General features: G+C 58.1%; 10 protein-coding genes and 1 pseudogene. 4 read left to right on the plus strand and 7 right to left on the minus strand.

Annotated features, from left to right (window positions below):
- Window positions 1-201 precede the first annotated feature (201 nt).
- Window positions 202-2,148, plus strand: coding sequence for a 1-deoxy-D-xylulose-5-phosphate synthase (gene dxs, locus ACVWZU_RS03755; protein ID WP_011433570.1), 1,947 nt, complete (start codon window positions 202-204; stop codon window positions 2,146-2,148).
- A gap of 13 nt (window positions 2,149-2,161) precedes the next feature.
- On the opposite strand, the gene ACVWZU_RS03760 is transcribed toward dxs, so the two are convergent.
- The 4 genes and pseudogenes from ACVWZU_RS03760 to fbp all read right to left on the minus strand — a co-directional run bounded on the left by ACVWZU_RS03760 (window position 2,162) and on the right by fbp (window position 6,199).
- Window positions 2,162-3,073 (minus strand): tetratricopeptide repeat protein, encoded by a 912-nt coding sequence (locus ACVWZU_RS03760; protein WP_457443437.1) that lies wholly within the window; start codon window positions 3,071-3,073, stop codon window positions 2,162-2,164.
- A gap of 123 nt (window positions 3,074-3,196) precedes the next feature.
- Window positions 3,197-3,529, minus strand: a pseudogene (locus ACVWZU_RS03765) (zinc ribbon domain-containing protein); the annotation flags it as partial.
- Window positions 3,530-3,602: 73 nt separating this feature from the next.
- Window positions 3,603-5,156 (minus strand): glucose-6-phosphate dehydrogenase, encoded by a 1,554-nt coding sequence (zwf, locus tag ACVWZU_RS03770; protein WP_457443439.1) that lies wholly within the window; start codon window positions 5,154-5,156, stop codon window positions 3,603-3,605.
- Window positions 5,157-5,200: 44 nt separating this feature from the next.
- The gene (gene fbp / locus ACVWZU_RS03775) at window positions 5,201-6,199 is read right to left on the minus strand and encodes a class 1 fructose-bisphosphatase (protein ID WP_457441979.1); all 999 of its coding nucleotides are present in this window, start codon (window positions 6,197-6,199) and stop codon (window positions 5,201-5,203) included.
- Between the two features lie 358 nt (window positions 6,200-6,557).
- Between fbp and ilvD the strand changes: the two genes are divergently transcribed.
- The gene (ilvD, locus tag ACVWZU_RS03780; RefSeq protein WP_457441978.1) at window positions 6,558-8,255 is read left to right on the plus strand and encodes a dihydroxy-acid dehydratase; all 1,698 of its coding nucleotides are present in this window, start codon (window positions 6,558-6,560) and stop codon (window positions 8,253-8,255) included.
- Between the two features lie 114 nt (window positions 8,256-8,369).
- Here the strand turns inward: ilvD and ACVWZU_RS03785 are convergent, their stop codons facing one another.
- On the minus strand, window positions 8,370-10,370 hold the full coding sequence (locus ACVWZU_RS03785) for a PhoX family protein (RefSeq protein WP_457443441.1): 2,001 nt from the start codon (window positions 10,368-10,370) through the stop codon (window positions 8,370-8,372).
- A gap of 159 nt (window positions 10,371-10,529) precedes the next feature.
- On the opposite strand from ACVWZU_RS03785, the gene ACVWZU_RS03790 reads away from it, so the two are divergent.
- Window positions 10,530-11,684, plus strand: coding sequence for an RNA-guided endonuclease InsQ/TnpB family protein (locus tag ACVWZU_RS03790; protein ID WP_457443443.1), 1,155 nt, complete (start codon window positions 10,530-10,532; stop codon window positions 11,682-11,684).
- Between the two features lie 336 nt (window positions 11,685-12,020).
- Here ACVWZU_RS03790 and ACVWZU_RS03795 read toward each other — a convergent pair whose 3' ends face one another.
- Together ACVWZU_RS03795 and ACVWZU_RS03800 are read right to left on the minus strand one after the other, a co-directional pair.
- Complete coding sequence (locus ACVWZU_RS03795) at window positions 12,021-13,469, minus strand: DUF2079 domain-containing protein (RefSeq protein WP_457443445.1); 1,449 nt, start codon at window positions 13,467-13,469, stop codon at window positions 12,021-12,023.
- A gap of 218 nt (window positions 13,470-13,687) precedes the next feature.
- Window positions 13,688-14,821, minus strand: coding sequence for an anhydro-N-acetylmuramic acid kinase (locus tag ACVWZU_RS03800; protein WP_457443447.1), 1,134 nt, complete (start codon window positions 14,819-14,821; stop codon window positions 13,688-13,690).
- A 110-nt stretch (window positions 14,822-14,931) separates the two neighbouring features.
- Here ACVWZU_RS03800 and ACVWZU_RS03805 point away from each other — a divergent pair, with 110 nt between their 5' ends.
- Window positions 14,932-16,656 (plus strand): electron transfer flavoprotein, encoded by a 1,725-nt coding sequence (locus tag ACVWZU_RS03805; RefSeq protein WP_457439520.1) that lies wholly within the window; start codon window positions 14,932-14,934, stop codon window positions 16,654-16,656.
- Window positions 16,657-16,814 lie beyond the last annotated feature (158 nt).

The following is a 16,814-nucleotide window of genomic DNA, read 5'->3' on the forward strand; positions in this document are numbered from 1 at the left end:
CCCTTAACTCCGGAGCAACCGAGGGCCTTACGCGAGGCTAACCCTTGAATAAGCTCCTTGGCGTGCCCCTTTCAAGATCTCACTGCCCTTGGCCCAGCATTGAGGGGATCCCTGCATTCCTTGAAGTTTTGAGAGGGAGGGCTACAAAACCCCTCCTGAAAATGAATTAGAGTGAGATCACACCGGAAGGACGAGTCCATTATGCACCTGAGTGACATCACTCATCCCAACCAGCTCCGAAACCTGAACCTGAGCCAGTTGCGCAGCCTAGCCCGCCAGATTCGCGACAAACATCTGCAGACGGCTGCCAATTCCCCGGTCGGCTGTCATCTGGGGCCAGGGCTGGGGGTGGTGGAGCTGACCTTGGCCCTCTACAAGACCCTCGATCTGGATCGAGACAAGGTGATCTGGGATGTGGGGCACCAGGCTTATGCCCACAAAATGCTCACCGGCAGGTACCACAATTTCCACACATTGCGCCAGAAGGGGGGGATTTCCGGCTACCTGAAGCGCAGCGAGAGCCGCTTCGATCACTTTGGGGCGGGGCACGCTTCCACCAGCATCTCGGCAGCTTTGGGCATGGCCATCGCTCGGGATCGGCGGGGAGACAACTTCAAGGTGGTGGCCATCATTGGGGATGGTGCCCTAACCGGAGGCATGGCCTACGAAGCCATCAACCACGCCGGGCACCTGCCCAAGACCAACCTGATGGTGGTGCTCAACGACAACGGCATGTCCATTTCCCCCAACGTGGGAGCGATCCCTCGCTATTTAAACCGCCTGCGCCTCAGCCCGCCGGTGCAGTTTTTGGCCGATAGCCTGGAAGAGCAACTGAAGAATCTCCCCCTGCTGGGATCCAGCCTCAGCCCAGAAATTGACCGCCTCAAGGAAACGGTGAAGCTGGTTACCGCTGTGCAAAACAACAAAGCCGGCATTATCTTTGAGGAGCTGGGCTTTACCTACGTGGGGCCGGTGGACGGGCACAACCTGGCGGAGTTGTTGGATGCCTTTGAGTTGGCCCACGGCATCTCCGGCCCGGTACTGGTGCATGTAGCTACCGTCAAAGGCAAGGGCTACCCGCCTGCCGAAGCGGAACAGGTGGGGTATCATGCCCAATCCCGCTTCGACCTGGCCACCGGCAAGCCCTACCCGCCCACCAAGCCCAAGCCCCCCAGCTACAGCAAGGTCTTTGGCCATGCCCTCTGCAAGCTGGCCGAGCGGGATCCCCGCATCATCGGCATCACCGCCGCTATGGATACGGGCACTGGCCTGGATAAGCTCAAGGAAAAGCTGCCGGATCAGTTTGTGGATGTGGGGATCGCCGAGCAGCACGCTGTAACGTTGGCGGCTGGCATGGCCTGTGAGGGAATGCGGCCAGTGGTGGCCATTTATTCCACCTTCTTGCAGCGGGCCTACGACCAGATCATCCACGATGTCTGTATCCAAAAGTTGCCGGTCTTCTTTTGCTTGGATCGGGCGGGAGTTGTAGGAGCCGATGGCCCCACCCACCAAGGCATGTACGACATCGCCTATCTGCGCTGCATTCCGGAAATGGTGCTAATGGCTCCCAAAGATGAAGCGGAGCTGCAGCGCATGGTGGTGACCGGGATCCAGTACACCCAGGGCCCCATCGCCATGCGTTACCCGCGCGGATCTGGCGTGGGGGTGCCTCTGGCAGAAGAGGGATGGGAACCCCTGCCCATCGGCAAAGCCGAGGTGTTGCGCAGCGGCGGCGAGGTGCTGATCCTGGCCTATGGGTCGATGGTGCATCCCAGCCTGCAGGCGGCGGAGATCTTGAAAGAACACGGCATCTCAGCCACGGTGGTCAATGCCCGCTTCGCCAAGCCTCTGGATACTGAGCTGATCCTGCCTTTGGCCGAACAGAGCCGCTTGGTGGTGACGGTGGAAGAAGGTTGCCTCATGGGTGGGTTTGGCTCGGCAGTGGCCGAAGCCCTGCTCGACGCCGACCTGGCAGTGCCCTTGTTGCGCTTGGGGGTGCCGGATGTGTGGGTGGAGCACGCCACCCCCGAGGAATCCTTGGCAGAACTAGGCTTGAACAGTGCCGGGATTGCCGAGCGGATTCGGGCCAAGTTTCAGGCACGAGTTCTCAAGGGATCCCCTGCAGAACTTCCCACTGTCAATTCCTAAATCTATCCTGAATCTATTCTGAGAGGCCCATCCGCCGGTTGAACTGCTCGATAGCGGCTTGCTGCAGAGCTTCTGCAACAGGGCGGGTGCGCAGGAGGATCTGCACATCTCGCAGCAGGTTTTCTCGCCACAGGTTCTCCCGCAACACCTGCAGGCGGGCGTAGTTGGGATCCAAGCGCATGGCCTTTGCCCCCAGTTCCTCAGCCCGTTCGGTTTCTCCCCGAATGTAGAGGGCAGTCGCCAGGGCCAAATAGGGCTCTGCTACGGCATTGTTCATCTCTATCGTGCGTTCCCAGCGATCGATGGCGGCGTCGAGATCCCCCTGCTCATAGTCCACCAAGCCCATGTTGTTCATGGCCGGCCAATAGGCGGAATCCAACTCCAAGGTCTTCTCATATTCCTGCCGGGCCGCATCCCACCGATCCAGCATGAGGTAGGCATTGCCCAGTTGGAAGCGAGCGTTGGGGTTATCCGGTTGCAGGGCCACAGCTCGTTCCAGGGTTTCAGCAGCGGCAAAGTAGCTGCCCTGCCGCAAATAAGCCGATCCCAGCGAGTAGAGAACAGCCCCATCTTGAGGAGACAGGGCGCGGGCCTTCTGCAACGAGGCAATCGCCTGCTCCAAGTCCCCCAGTTCTAGGTGGACGTTGCCCAAAACATAGAGCAGCTCTGAGGAGTTGGGCACCATGGCCACGGCCAGTTGCAGGCGGCGCAGCGCTTCTTCCGTTTGACCAAACTGGGCCAGCCGCAGCGAGTCGGTGGCCAGTTGTAGCGCTTGGGCCTGCATCAAGCCCCCATTGGGCAAAGGGATGTGCAGCAACACCTGGGCCTGGGCAGAGCTCCACCCTCCCATCCCCAACACAACTGCCAGGCCCACCGACAAGGCTCGCCAGGGCCGGACGGATAACCGGAACAACAGTGGCGGCATGATACCCACGCAATAAACAGGCCATGCCCATGTTAGCTGCAACAGCCGGGGATCCCTACGTCTTGGTGTTCTCTTCTGCAGCGGCCATTTGAAAGGGCTCTTGAGCTGCTCATGCTGATACATTTACGCTGAACACTGCTGAGCATTACTGCTCAGCGGTGAAGCGATAGCATTCTGTCCGTTTCCGTTGTCACTACGCGATGCTGACGCGACCGCGTTAGCGGGACGGAGTCCAAACAGAAAGGCGGTATCCCGCAAAGCTCTGAGCATAACACCCAGAGCGCCTTGCCAATCTCGTGGTAGCCTGTGGTCGCACTTTGGGCATCTAAACACCTTTGCGCCACCCAACTTAGTGTGGATGTGCCCGCACTTGGTACAGGTTTTGCTGGTGTACGCTTCCGATACTTCCACGACAACCACGTTCTTCTTCTTGGCTTGAAACTTCAGGAACTCTTCTGCCTGTTGCTGAGGGTGCCCCGGCTTACACAGAGGTGGATAGGCCATGGTTTACCAGCCGAGAGCAGCCAAATCAGAGGCGCCGCCACCGCCGCCCCGATTGGGTGAGCAGATCTTCGGCAGCCTTTGGCCCCCAAGTGCCGGCCTCATAGGTGAACAGAGGCGGTGCAGCACCGCCGCCATTGCCGCTGCCGGGCTCAGACTCCCAGGCCGATAACACCGGCGTCACCACCCGCCAGGCCGCTTCAACCTCATCGGCACGGGTGAACAGCGTTGGATCCCCCAGCAGACAATCCAGGAGCAGGCGATCGTAAGCATCCGGTGTACTCGCTCCAAAAGCCGTCCCATAGCGGAAATCCATATCCACCGAGCGGGTGCGGATCTCTGGCCCCGGCATCTTGGCCTCAAAGCGCAACGAGATGCCCTCATTGGGTTGGATGCGCAGTACCAGGATGTTGGGACTCACCTCCCGAGCTGCCGATTGGAACAGGGAAAGGGGCACCTGCTTAAAGTGAATGGCCACCTCCGAAACCTTCTTGGGCAGGCGTTTCCCAGTGCGCAAGTAGAAGGGCACCCCCTTCCACCGCCAAGTATCACACTCCAGTTTCAGAGCGACGTAGGTGGGGGTTTTGGACTGGGGATTGACATTGGGCTCCTGCCGATAGCCCAGCACCGGCTTGCCGGCAATCCAGCCAGGGCCGTACTGCGCCCGCACCGCTGCGGCTGCCACATTGCGGGGATCCGCTAGGCGGGTGGCCTGCAGCACCTTGGTCTTTTCGTTGCGCACCCCATCGCTGCGCAGTGAGACAGGTGGCTCCATGGCCGTCAGGCAATAGATCTGCATTAGGTGGTTTTGCACCATGTCTCGCAGGGCGCCGGCAGTGTCGTAGTAGCCGGCCCGATCCTCCACCCCCACCGTCTCCGCCACGGTGATCTGCACATGGTCGATGTAGTTGCGGTTCCAGAGAGGCTCGAAAATGGCGTTGGCAAAGCGGAAGACCAGCAGGTTTTGCACCGTCTCTTTGCCCAAGTAGTGATCAATGCGGTAGATCTGCTCTTCCTGGCAAATTCGCTGCACAAGGCGGTTGAGTTCCTGGGCCGAGGTGAGGTCGTGGCCAAAGGGCTTTTCGATCACCACCCGCGTTTTGGTCGGATCGGCCACCATGCCAGCTGCCCCCAGCTGTTGGATGGCCTGGGCATAGAAGTCCGGCGCCACCGCCAGATAGAACACTCGGTGGCCGCGGGTGCCCCGCTCTTCGTCCAGCTGGCTGAGCAGCTGCTTTAGGCGCAGATAGCTCTCAGCATCTCCGATATCGAGGCGGCAATAGAACAGGCGGCTGGCGAAGTCCTGCCAGAGGGCCTCCGGCCCCAAGTCCTGGGGGGCAAACTCCTGCACGGCAGCCCGCATCTTTTCCCGATAAACCTCGTGAGTCCAATCGCGGCGGGCCACCCCCACCAAAGTAAACTCCGGCGGCAGCCGCCGCTGCCCAAACAGCCGGTAGTAGGCCGGGAGCAGCTTGCGGGCGGCCAGATCCCCAGAAGCGCCAAACTGCACCACAATACAGGGATCCGGAATGCGCTCTTGGTTGAGACCAACGCGGAGGGGGTTTTCAGCCAGGGTCACCATAAAGTCGGTTCAGCTTGGGTGGATAGGGTTGGGGAAAGGAGGGGCTAGGGGGTCAGAGAACCTTCCAGGCAGCGCAGCACTTCGGCCACATTCTCACGGCTGCCGATGATGAGGGGCACCCGTTGGTGGAGAGATTGGGGAACGATGTCCAGAATGGCCTCGGTGCCGGTGGTGGCTGCCCCGCCCGCCTGCTCGGCCAGAAAAGCCAGGGGGTTGGCCTCGTACATCAGGCGCAGCTTGCCCTCCGGTTTTTTCTGGGTGCCGGGATAGAGATAAACTCCGCCCTGGAGCAGAATGCGGTGAAAATCCGCCACCAAAGCGCCGCTGTAACGGGAGACGTAGCCATCGCGGCGGTGGACATAGCGAACGAAGTTTTGGATCCCTTCGCTCCAGTGGCAGAAATAGCCCTCGTTGAGGCTGTAGACGGAACCGCGTTCAGGAATGCGGATGTCGCTGCGGGAGAGGATAAATTCCCCCAAGCTGGGATCCAACGTAAAACCGTGTACCCCCTTGCCGACGGAATAGACCAATTGGGTGCTGGGGCCGTAGAGAATATATCCCGCAGCCAGTTGGCGACGGCCCGGTTGCAGCAGGTCTTGGTTGTCCGCTTCCGGGCGATCCTCAAGAGGGTGAAGGACGGAGAAGATGGAGCCGACGCTGAGGTTGGCGTCAATGTTGGAGGATCCATCCAGGGGATCGATCATCAGGGCCAGGCGGCTGAGGGAGCAGTTTTCCGGCAGGCGAGCCGGGGTTTTCATCTCTTCCGAGACCAGCCGACACACCAGGCCCGTTTGCTCCAAAGCGCGAATGAAGGCCCGGTTGGCGTAGTCGTCCATCTGTTGCTGTTCTTCCCCTTGGACATTGACGCTGCCGGTAACCCCCAGCGCCCCTTCGATCAGTCCTGCCTGACTCAGCCGCCGGGCGATCATCTTGCCGGCCAGGGCAATGCGGTTCATCAGGGCGCTGAAGTCTTGGGCCTCTGCCGTAAAACTGCCAAACTGCTGTAAAACATGACGGGAGAGGGTGAGCACATCCCGCAACATCTCCCGTGAGGACTCCGTCCCGCTAACGCGGTCGGCACTGCTGGGCACTGCAGGCGAGGGGAGAGGAGAGCTGAGAACCATACGAGGCTTCGCCAACACGAAGGGGAAACACCAACACCCAGGATCCCTGGCCCCCATGTCTTGACTCGGTCTCGCTAACGCGATTGGAACCTGGGATCCCTTCTATTAGGTAGGCTGGCCGATTCCTGGCGCAGGTGCAGACAACTTACAGAGTTGCTTCAGATTTGGTTTGGATCCCTCTTTCCGGGAAAGCTCATGTTCCCCCGAAGAAACGCGGTAGGATGAGTTCTACCCCTTTTCTCCTCTCCCTACTTCGTCCCGGTTTCCTCTTGCAATGATGGCCAATTCCCCTTTCCCGCTGCGCAGCCAAGTGGTTACCCAGGGAGTACAGCGCTCCCCCAACCGCGCCATGCTCAGGGCCGTGGGCTTTCGCGACGAAGATTTCGGCAAGCCCATCGTCGGCATTGCCAACGCCCACAGCACCCTCACCCCCTGCAACATGGGGATCCAAACTCTGGCGGAGCGGGCGGAGGCGGCTTTGAGAACGGCGGGCTGTATGCCCCAGGTGTTCGGCACCATCACCATTAGCGACGGCATCTCGATGGGCACGGAGGGGATGAAATACTCGCTGGTGTCGCGGGAAGTGATTGCCGATTCCATCGAGACGGTGGTCAACGGCCAGAGCATGGATGGCCTCTTGGCCATTGGCGGCTGCGACAAGAATATGCCGGGGGCGATGATCGCCATGGCCCGCCTCAATGTACCCTCGATCTTCGTCTACGGCGGCACCATCAAGCCGGGTCACTACAATGGCCGCGACCTCACCATCGTCAGCGCCTTTGAAGCGGTGGGGGAGTTCAGTGCCGGGCGCATCTCCGAGGAAGAGCTGCTGGCGGTGGAGCGCCATGCCTGTCCCGGTGCCGGATCCTGCGGCGGCATGTACACGGCCAACACCATGTCCAGCGCGTTTGAGGCCATGGGGATGAGCCTGCCCTACTCCTCCACCATGGCTGCAGAAGACGAAGAGAAAGCCGAAAGTGCAGCCCAATCGGCCAAGGTCTTGGCAGAGGCCATCAAAGCCAACATCCGCCCGCGAGATATCATCACCCGCAAAAGCATTGAAAATGCCATCTCGGTGATCATGGCCGTAGGGGGATCCACCAACGCCGTGCTCCACTTTCTGGCCATTGCCCATGCGGCAGAAGTGCCCCTGACGCTAGATGATTTCGAGACCATTCGTGCTCGCGTGCCTGTCCTCTGCGATCTCAAGCCTTCAGGGCGGTTTGTGGCCACCGACCTGCACCGGGCCGGCGGGATCCCCCAGGTGATGAAAATGCTGCTCAACCACGGCCTGCTGCACGGGGACTGCCTCACCATCTCCGGCCAGACCATCGTCGAAGTCCTGCGGGATGTGCCGGACGAGCCTAGCCCGGATCAGGAGGTGATCCGCCCTTGGCACAGCCCCCTGTATCCCCAAGGGCACCTAGCCATTCTCAAGGGAAACCTGGCCAGCGAAGGGGCAGTAGCCAAGATTACCGGCGTCAAGAACCCGAAAATTACCGGGCCGGCGCGGGTCTTCGATTCAGAGGAGTCCTGCCTGCAGGCCATCCTCTCCGGCCAGATCCGAGCAGGGGATGTGGTGGTCATCCGCTACGAAGGCCCCAAAGGTGGCCCCGGCATGCGGGAGATGCTCTCGCCCACTTCGGCCATCATCGGCGCCGGCTTGGGGGATAGCGTTGGCCTGATCACCGATGGCCGCTTCTCCGGCGGCACCTACGGCATGGTAGTGGGCCATGTGGCTCCCGAAGCCTATGTGGGGGGCACGATTGCCCTGGTGGAGGAAGGGGATCTTATCACCATTGATGCCCCGGCTCGCCAGTTGCACTTGCATGTGATCGAAGAAGAGCTGGCCCGCCGCCGCGCCCGCTGGTCTCCTCCTGAGCCTCGCTACAAACGGGGCACCCTAGCCAAGTACGCCAAGCTGGTCTCCAGCAGCAGCCTGGGGGCAGTGACGGATTTAAACCTGTGGGATTAATTCCTCGTAGCCCTGGCGTCTCAACCTAACCTGAAGCGACTATGAGTGCGAGAAAGCGGCAGAGATGAAGGATCCCTGCCGCTGGGTTTTATGGGCTGACGGCCTCAGAGACAACTAGGTACCGATGATCCCGCCGTCATTTTTGGTGATCACCACCACCGCCGAGCGGGGGTAGAGATTGGGGTCGTAGTCGGGCCAGCGGGAGAGGATCTTGCCGGCGGCAAAGTCGTCCTCGCTGGTTCTGGCTCCCGGATGTTGCACGTTGATGAACATGGTGCGCTGATCGGGAGTGGTGACCACACCGGTGATCTCTTGCCCAATCGGCCCGGTCAAGAAGCGGCGAATTTCCCCTGTATCCGGATCGGCAGCCAACATTTGGTTATTGCCAAAAGGAGCAAAATCCCCTTGGTTGAGATTGCTGTCGCTGGTGTCGGTCTGGATCCAGAGGCGACGGCTGGCATCGAACCACAGACCATCGGGAGAGTTGAAGATGTTGTCTTCATTGAGGGGCTGGCCCGATAGCTTGCGGCTATCTTCAGGCGGCCCGGCCAAGACAAAGAGATCCCACTCGAAACGGGTGGCTTGAGGCCGGTCGTTGGCTTCCTTCCAACGGATGATGTGACCCCACTTGTTTTTGGGACGGGGGTTGGCAGCGTTCACCTGGTCTTGTTCCCGACGGCTGTTGTTGGTCAGGGTGAAGTAGACCATGCGGGTTTGCGGATCCACCGCTCCCCACTCGGACCGATCCATCTTGGTGGCGCCGACAAAATCCGCCGCCGTGCGGGTATTCACCAACACGTCTGCTTGGCTGGTGAAGCCGTTTTCCGGGGTCAGGCCGTTTTTCCCAAACACCAGCGGCAGCCACTCGCCCGTGCCATCTTCGTTGAACTTGGCCACATACAGGGTGCCATTGTCCAACAGATGTCCGCCCGCCGTTTCCTTGCGGTAGGGCTCGGCAGAGACGTACTTGTAGATGTACTCAAAGCGGGCATCGTCCCCCATATAGGCCACAATCGGCTGGCCTTCCACCGGCGGCTGAAACACCACGCCTTCGTGGGCGAAGCGGCCCAGAGCGGTGCGCTTCTTGGGAGTGCTGCTGGGATCAAAGGGATCGATCTCCACCACCCAGCCAAAAGTGTTGGGCTCATTGCGGTAGTCTTGAGTGGCATCCGCAGCGGTGGGGGTGGCATTGAAGCGGATGAACTCGTCCGCCTTGTTGCTGGCCAGCTCCCAGCCGTAGCGGGAAGTCTCGGTGCTTACGCCGTAGCGCTTGTGCTCCCGGGGCAGGTTGGGCTTTTGGTCGGGGCCTTTGCTGGTGTTGCTGAAGTAGCCCGCCCAGTTCTCCTCACAAGTAAGGTAGGTATTCCAGGGAGTGACGCCGTGGGCGCAGTTGTTCAGGGTGCCACGGGTCATCGTGCCTTCGGGGCTGAACTTGGTTTTCACAAAGTCGGATCCCCGCACCGGGCCGTGGATCTCCATGAGGGTAAGACCGGTGATGCGGCGGTTGAGGCGATCCCGCACCACTTCCCAACTGCCGTCTCCCTGCTGCTTGATGTGGACAATGCTCACCCCGTGGCCATTCAGCTCTTTCAGCACCTGATCGGGATCGCGGGTGCCGTCAGGATTGGTGGGATACAGGTCGGAATCCAGCTTCTGGCCCACAGCCGCAGCATGCATAAACCGAGGCTCAACGTACTCGTGGTTAAACACCAGCAAACCCTCGGTGGAGCTGCCCTGCCAGGGATCCTTCCCTTCGATGGGGAAGAGGTGCATGCCATCGTGGTGGGTACCCACCTGCATTCCCTGCTCGGCACCGGTGTTTTCCAGCTTGAACTGTGGATAGGTGCCGGTGATGGGAGTACCCCAAGCCAGCAGCGGTCGGGCAGTGTAGCCTTCGGGCACCACCAGTTTGTCTTCCGCGCTCACAGGAATTGCCTTGAAGCCCAGCAAAGCACTGCCACTGGCGGCTTTTGCCGATTTGGAAGCACTGTTCAGCGTAGGCAAGCCAAAAAAGGTGGCCACCGCTGCAGCAATTCCCCCCTGCAACACTTGACGCCGCTGCAAACGGCTCTCCAGGATGCTGCTGAAAGTGGGGTTGGGAGAGTGGTTACACATAGGCTCGTCTCCAGGACGAAGCTTAGGGCCATGCGAATGGATACTCACCAAATTTTCGGGCTGGAGGCCCGCACCATAGCCGCAGGCTTGGTGTCGGGAGGAAAGCCCTCCTCCATATAGGTTTGCTGGTCAAAAGTCTGGATAAACTACAATAAGCCCATGAGCCAGACTATCTCTGTACGTTGCAAGCTGATAGTCCCACAAGAGTTGCGTCAAGAAATTGACCGCACTTTGCAGGGCTTTGCGAATGCTTGCAACCAGATTCTCGACACCGCCAAACAAAAGAACTGCTGGAACACCGCCAAGCTGCACCACTTGGTCTATCGGCCGGTAAGGGCAGCAACGGGGCTGAAAGCCAACCACGTCTGTCAGGCGCTCCGTCGGGTGATTAGCAATGCCAAGGCGGTGAAGCAAGTCCACAAGTTCCGCCCCACCAGTCTGACTTTGGACGCTCGTACTTTTAAGTACCGAGAGTCCGACCAAGCCGTGGGCGTGACCCTGATGAGCGGACGGGTTTGGCTCAAGCTCAAGATCGGTGGTTACCAGATAGCGCTTCTGCTAGGCCAGGAGCCAACAAGTGCAACCCTGTCCAAGACCAAGCAAGGGGACTACTACATCAACATCGCTGTTGAGCTGGACACTCCCCCAACCGGCAAAACTCCCAAGGTAATCGGAGTTGACTTGGGCAGGCGGGATATCGCCACCGCTAGCAACGGACGCTCTTGGAGTGGAGAACACATCCAGGCCGTCCGTGACCGGTTCAGCCGTGTACGCGCCAAGGTTCAATCCAAACGCACTCGCAGCTCTAGGAGGCTGCTGAGAAGGCTCTCTGGGAGAGAACGGCGCTACCAGACATGGCTGAACCATAACATCAGCAAAACCTTGGTCAGGGATGCCCAGGCTATTGGTGCGGCACTGGCTTTTGAAGACTTGACAGGCATCAGAGATTGCCTGAATCAGAAGTCTCGAAGTAAGGCTGAGCGGCGCAGGACTAACAACTGGGCGTTCTACCAGCTCAGGATGTTTGTAGCCTACAAGGCTGCCATTGCTGGGGTGTCTGTGGTGCTGGTGCCGCCTGCCTACACCAGTCAGACCTGCCATAAATGCCTGCACATCCACCCTGAGCGGGGTAAGTCCTACCGCAATGGCAAGTCGTTCAAGTGTGGACATTGTGGGTGGGAAGGGGATGCTGACCATAACGCTGCTCAAGTAATCTCTCTCCTTGGGGCGACTGTAAACTCGCCTGAAATTCCGAAACTTAGCTGTCCTCTGGGGCCGCTAGGGATTGGGATAAAGCCTGCACCCTGCGCGTAGCGCGGGTGTCGGGTAGTTTACGTTGACTTCTCCTCTTGTCTTGACAAGTTTTGTTTAGAAACTTGGCGAGTCTTATAAAACAGCACCTAACCCCTGCGCTACTCTATTCGCGCATGAGGATAGGCACTACAAAGTTAGTGGCTTGAAGTTAAGAGAAGACTAAGCTCAGATTAAGCCTTGCAAGTGTAAACAATTTCTTTAGTTAGATTGAAGCAGCAGTTTCTTAATCATTTGTTGCAACGAGAAGAAGACTTGGTTTAAGTCAATTAGATTCAATTAGATCAAGTGCCAATAAAGTAGTCTGCAGTCCTTAGAATTGCGATTCTTATGCGATTCTTAGAGGTCTTTTCGTAACCTAGAGAACAAATACACCCCATCTTGATGGTACAGAAGCTGAAACTGGGTTTCCTTCTGTAAAGCTTCGATCAGGATGCGGGAGAACTCTGGAGTGCTGCGCCACCCCGGATGACGGGTGTTGAGCAACACATAATCAAAGGGATCCCACTGAGAGGGCGGGGATCCATTGAAGCGGCCCTCGTCTGTAAAGTAGATTACAGGTCGCTGGGTGAGGTGAGGGCTGATCTCGTGGGTGGTGAGGACGCCCCCTTGGGTGGTGATCTGGGCAAGAGCCTGTCGGGTTGCCTGCCAAGTGTCCAGGGAGCTGAGATAAATCGAGCCGAAAAAGGTGTATTTCCCCAAGGCCAAAAAGGCCAGCGAAGACCAGATCAGGGGCAGTTTTCCATCTTTTATAAAATGGCTCTGCAAGGGATGGTTTTTCACATTCTCGATGACGGCCAAGAACAAGAAAGGAACGATAGGCAAAGCGTACTGATGCACCAGATCTCGATAGGTGGGGTTGCTGGAGAGTATATTCAAACCCAGGGTAGGCAGGGCAGGGATCCAGGGATCCCAATGCCGCCAAGAGAGACCCCAAGCCAAAGGCGCAACCAATAAAAATCCATAAAACAGGGTGTCCAGAGAGAAGACTTTGCTCAAAACCAACATCGGTCTCAAGATTAAACCTTGAACAATTTCCGCAACAGAATTCCCTAGATAGTCGTAATGAGAAACGGCTGCCGGCTCGCTGCCGCTGAAGTAAGGGATGATCCCAAAAGTGGCTATCCCAAACCAAGCTGATCCTGCTGCAATTGCCGTCCAGCCGCCCACTTGGCAGCGCCATTGCCAGCGTTCTTGAATTCGTCCTCTTTCCCAAAGCAACAGCCAGGCTCCCAGGGCGACAACATTGAGAGACAACACTGCTTTACAGCCGAGGATGCCGCTCAAACAGAGAAGGAATCCCCACAATTTTCCAGAGCGAATGCAGAGCACAGCCGCCAAGAAAAGGGGAACGGCCAAAACCTCTGGATGAAAATCAAAAAGGTTGGCGTTAAAAATGGCCGGATAGAGAAGATAGGCTGTGGCAATCACCATCACTTGGCTGGGATCGACCTTGGCCTGAAGTGCAAGGTGATAAATAGCCAATGCTCCCAAGGTTAACGCCAGGGATTGGAGCCCAAATAGCCAATAGACCGAGGGGACAATGCGGTACAAAAAGCTGATGGGATAGAGAATAAAGGCTGCGTGGTCTCCCAAGATGTGGATCCCTCGAATGGTCGAAAACGGAACCTCTCCCCGACTGATTAGATAGATGGATTGGTCGAAGATGCCAAGATCATATCCTCCAGACTGAAACAGGTGATGCCGGACAACACTACAGCCAAAGAGAATGAAGAAATTAAAAATCATGATTGCCAGCAGAAGTGGAGGCAGAGGACGATCCTTCATAAGAACTAGGGCTTTTGATTTATAGATCTTGGCAAGGTAACTTTATCGCTTTTCTCAGATAGATCTTGGCAAGGTAACTTTATCGCTTTTCTCAGCCTTGCGTGACATCCTAGCGAGATCTGGATTCGGCAGAGGCTCCGCCGCAATTCCGGACATTTCTCTTTCCTCGGGAGTATGAGGAATGGCTCAAGCTTGTTGGAGATAACGATACAGATGAGTTAGGACTGGTTACGACAAGAGGGTGTGATTTGGCCCAAGATGGCAGCATGTCTTGCCCCAGTTGCTTCCGGTAGATTATTGGTCTCACCTTGCCAGGTTTTATAGGCCAATACCGCGAAGGCAAGGGCCTCTTTGGCCTTAGAAGGGATCCCCACTTGGTCGGAAGTCAACAGGGTTGTGGTCGGCAGTTGCTCCTGCAGCAGTTGCATGAGAACAGGGTTTTGGGTGCCGCCACCGCTGAGAATAACTTGATCTGGGGTCGCGGGCAAAAAGTCCCTATAGGCTTGGGCAATGGAGCAGGCCGTAAACCCTGTGAGGGTGGCAATACAGTCGTGAGCAGATATAAATTGGGTCCAAATTTGCTCCAAATAAAGGGATCCAAAATACTCCCGACCAGTGGTTTTGGGCGGTGCCTTTTGAAAATAGGGATCCCGCATCCATTCTGCAACTTTTTCCCAGTGGACTTGGCCTTGGGCAGCCCATTTTCCGTCGCGATCAAAGGCTTGATGTCCCTGACTGGCCCGCATCACCGCCAAATCAATCAAAACATTGCCGGGGCCGGTGTCGAAAGCCAAGGGGGATCCCCCACTGTAGAGGCTGGGGAGATAGGTAAGGTTGGCAATACCGCCGATGTTCTGGGCCACACGATGAAGGTGGGGATGCCTCAACAGCAGCCAATCCACAAAAGCTACCAAAGGTGCGCCTTGACCTCCTGCCGCCATGTCCCGCGCCCGAAAATTGCTCACCACCGGGATCCCGGTCAGCTCGGCAATCACCGCAGCTTCACCGATTTGCAAAGTCGAAGCTTCTGGCCCACTGGGGTTATGCCAAAGGGTTTGGCCATGGCTGCCGATGAGATCGATCTGTTGGGGGGTAAGATGGGCCGCCTGGATCCCTTGCAAGGCCGCTGCCGCAAAAGCTCGACCCAAGCGAAAGTTCAAGGTGCAGATGTGATCTACCGTGCCGGTTTTGGGATCCGCAGCCCGCAAAATCTCTGCCCGCAGCGTTGGGGAATAGGGGATCGTCTGGAAATGCATTAACTCCCACTGTAGGGGATCGTCACCCTCCAGGTGGACGATGGCTACATCGATCCCGTCTACCGAAGTGCCCGACATTAGGCCGACGACGATCATCTTGCTGGGGGCTCGCACCAGAGGCTTGAGAAGGTCTAAAGTTTTGCCCTCTTTCTCCCCTCCCCTTTTTAAGATACAGGCAGCGTATCCGGAGCTACCGCGTGGAGAGGATGAGTGAAGCCATCCGCTACGACCTTCTGTTGGTGGGGGGGAGTTCCTCCAACTTGATCTTGGCCCATCGCCTTTTGGATTTGGCCAAGCTATCCGGGCTAAGAATCTCCATCGCCATTTTGGAAAAAGCCCGCCAATTCGGCGGTCACATCGTCAGTGGCGCCATCTGCAACCTCCAAGTGATCGCCAAGCTCTTCCCCGATTTTGAAAGCCAAGGATTTCCCCACGAAGGCCGGGTGGAAGCCAATCACTTGAGCGTGCTGGGATCCCAACAGCGCTGGGATCTGCCGGAAGCGGTGATCCCGCCGGGATTTCGCAAGCAGGGGCAGTTCATTCTCACCCTCAGCCACGTCATCCGTTGGCTGGCCGAAACCCTGCAGGAAAAAGCCAAAGGGATCCCGAACGTTACCCTGGATGTGTTCCCTGGCTTTGCCGCCCATGAAATCCTCTACGACGGGGAGCGGGTGATTGGGGTGCGGGCGAGCGATTCCGGCCAAGTGTACGAAGATTGCATCTTTGCCGAACTCACCTGTTTCGGCGACAAAGGCTTCATTTCCAAAGATCTCATCGAGAAGTTTCAACTGCGCCCCAACCCGCAACTGTGGTCGGTGGGGGTCAAAGAGGTGTGGCAGATCCCCCAGTCCCGGCAGGGGCAGGTGTGGCATACCTTGGGCTACCCGGTTTTGGATGGCAGCTTCAGCGGGGGCTTTGTCTATGGCCTCAAAGACAATCGCCTGGCCTTAGGTCTGATCATCGGCCTCGACAGCAGGAACCCCAACCTTAACCCCCAGCAGCGTCTGCAGGAGTTCAAGGCTCACCCCTGGATCCAGTCCCTGATTGCCGGCGGCAAGTTGCTCAAGTACGGGGCTGCCGTGATTCCCGAAGGGGGCTACCACAGCCTGCCCACCCGGTTTGGCGTTGAGGGAGCCCTGCTGTTGGGGGATGCGCTGGGGGTGTTGGATGTGGGTAGCTTGGCCGGGGTGGATAATGCCATGGAAACCGGCTATCTGGCGGCGGGCCTCATTCACGATGGCTTCTTGAAAGGGGATCTGCGCATCCAAACCGACTACCAAAAGGCGGTGATGGAAAGTGCAGTGGGGCAAAACCTCTACCGCAGCCGCTACTTCCGCGAGGCTTTTTTGGAAAACTCCCGCCTGCTGGAAGAATACTTACCTCAGGTGTGCCGCAGCGTCGATGCCGGCCACCCCTGGCTGGGATCCCTGCGCTGGGGTTTACAGGATCCCGTTCGCCGCGGACGAGAAACTCTGCGCGCCTACACCCTGCTCACCGGGCGGGTCAGCCCCAGCGAGCCACCCCCGCGAGGCTATGTGGCCCCCCACGCTGCCATTCAAGCGGATTTTGTGGCCCCCACAACCTTGGCTCCCCAGGAATTGGCCGCTCGACCGGGCTATTTCTCGCGGCCCGATGCGGTTTTTTTCGCGGATCCCCGCTACCCCGAGGGTAACCGTCACATCCTGGAGTTCGACGCCGAAACCTGCCGCCGGTGCATCGCCGCCTACGACAAGCTGAATCGCCCCACCCCCTGCGTTGCCGACTGCACAGCAGAGGTACACCACATCCGCGACCAAAATGGCATCCGCTCCCATGCCATGTCTTTGGAAAACTGCATCCAGTGCCGCACCTGCGAGATCATCTGTCCCCACTTAAACTTGCGGGTCAACCCCAGCTACGAGGGATCCGGGCCGGATTTCTATGGGCTGTAGCCGTTGCTGAGGTTAACTCAGTTCGCTGCAGCTCGCCTGATCCTGGGGGTCTAGCAACTGAGGTGAATGGATCTGGCCATCTTGGCCGGCGATCCCAGGGATCCAAGCAACCTTGGAAATTGGCTAGGTTGAGTTACGGCTTGTTGAGGATCTTTTGT

The organism is Thermostichus sp. MS-CIW-26, assembly GCF_054059115.1.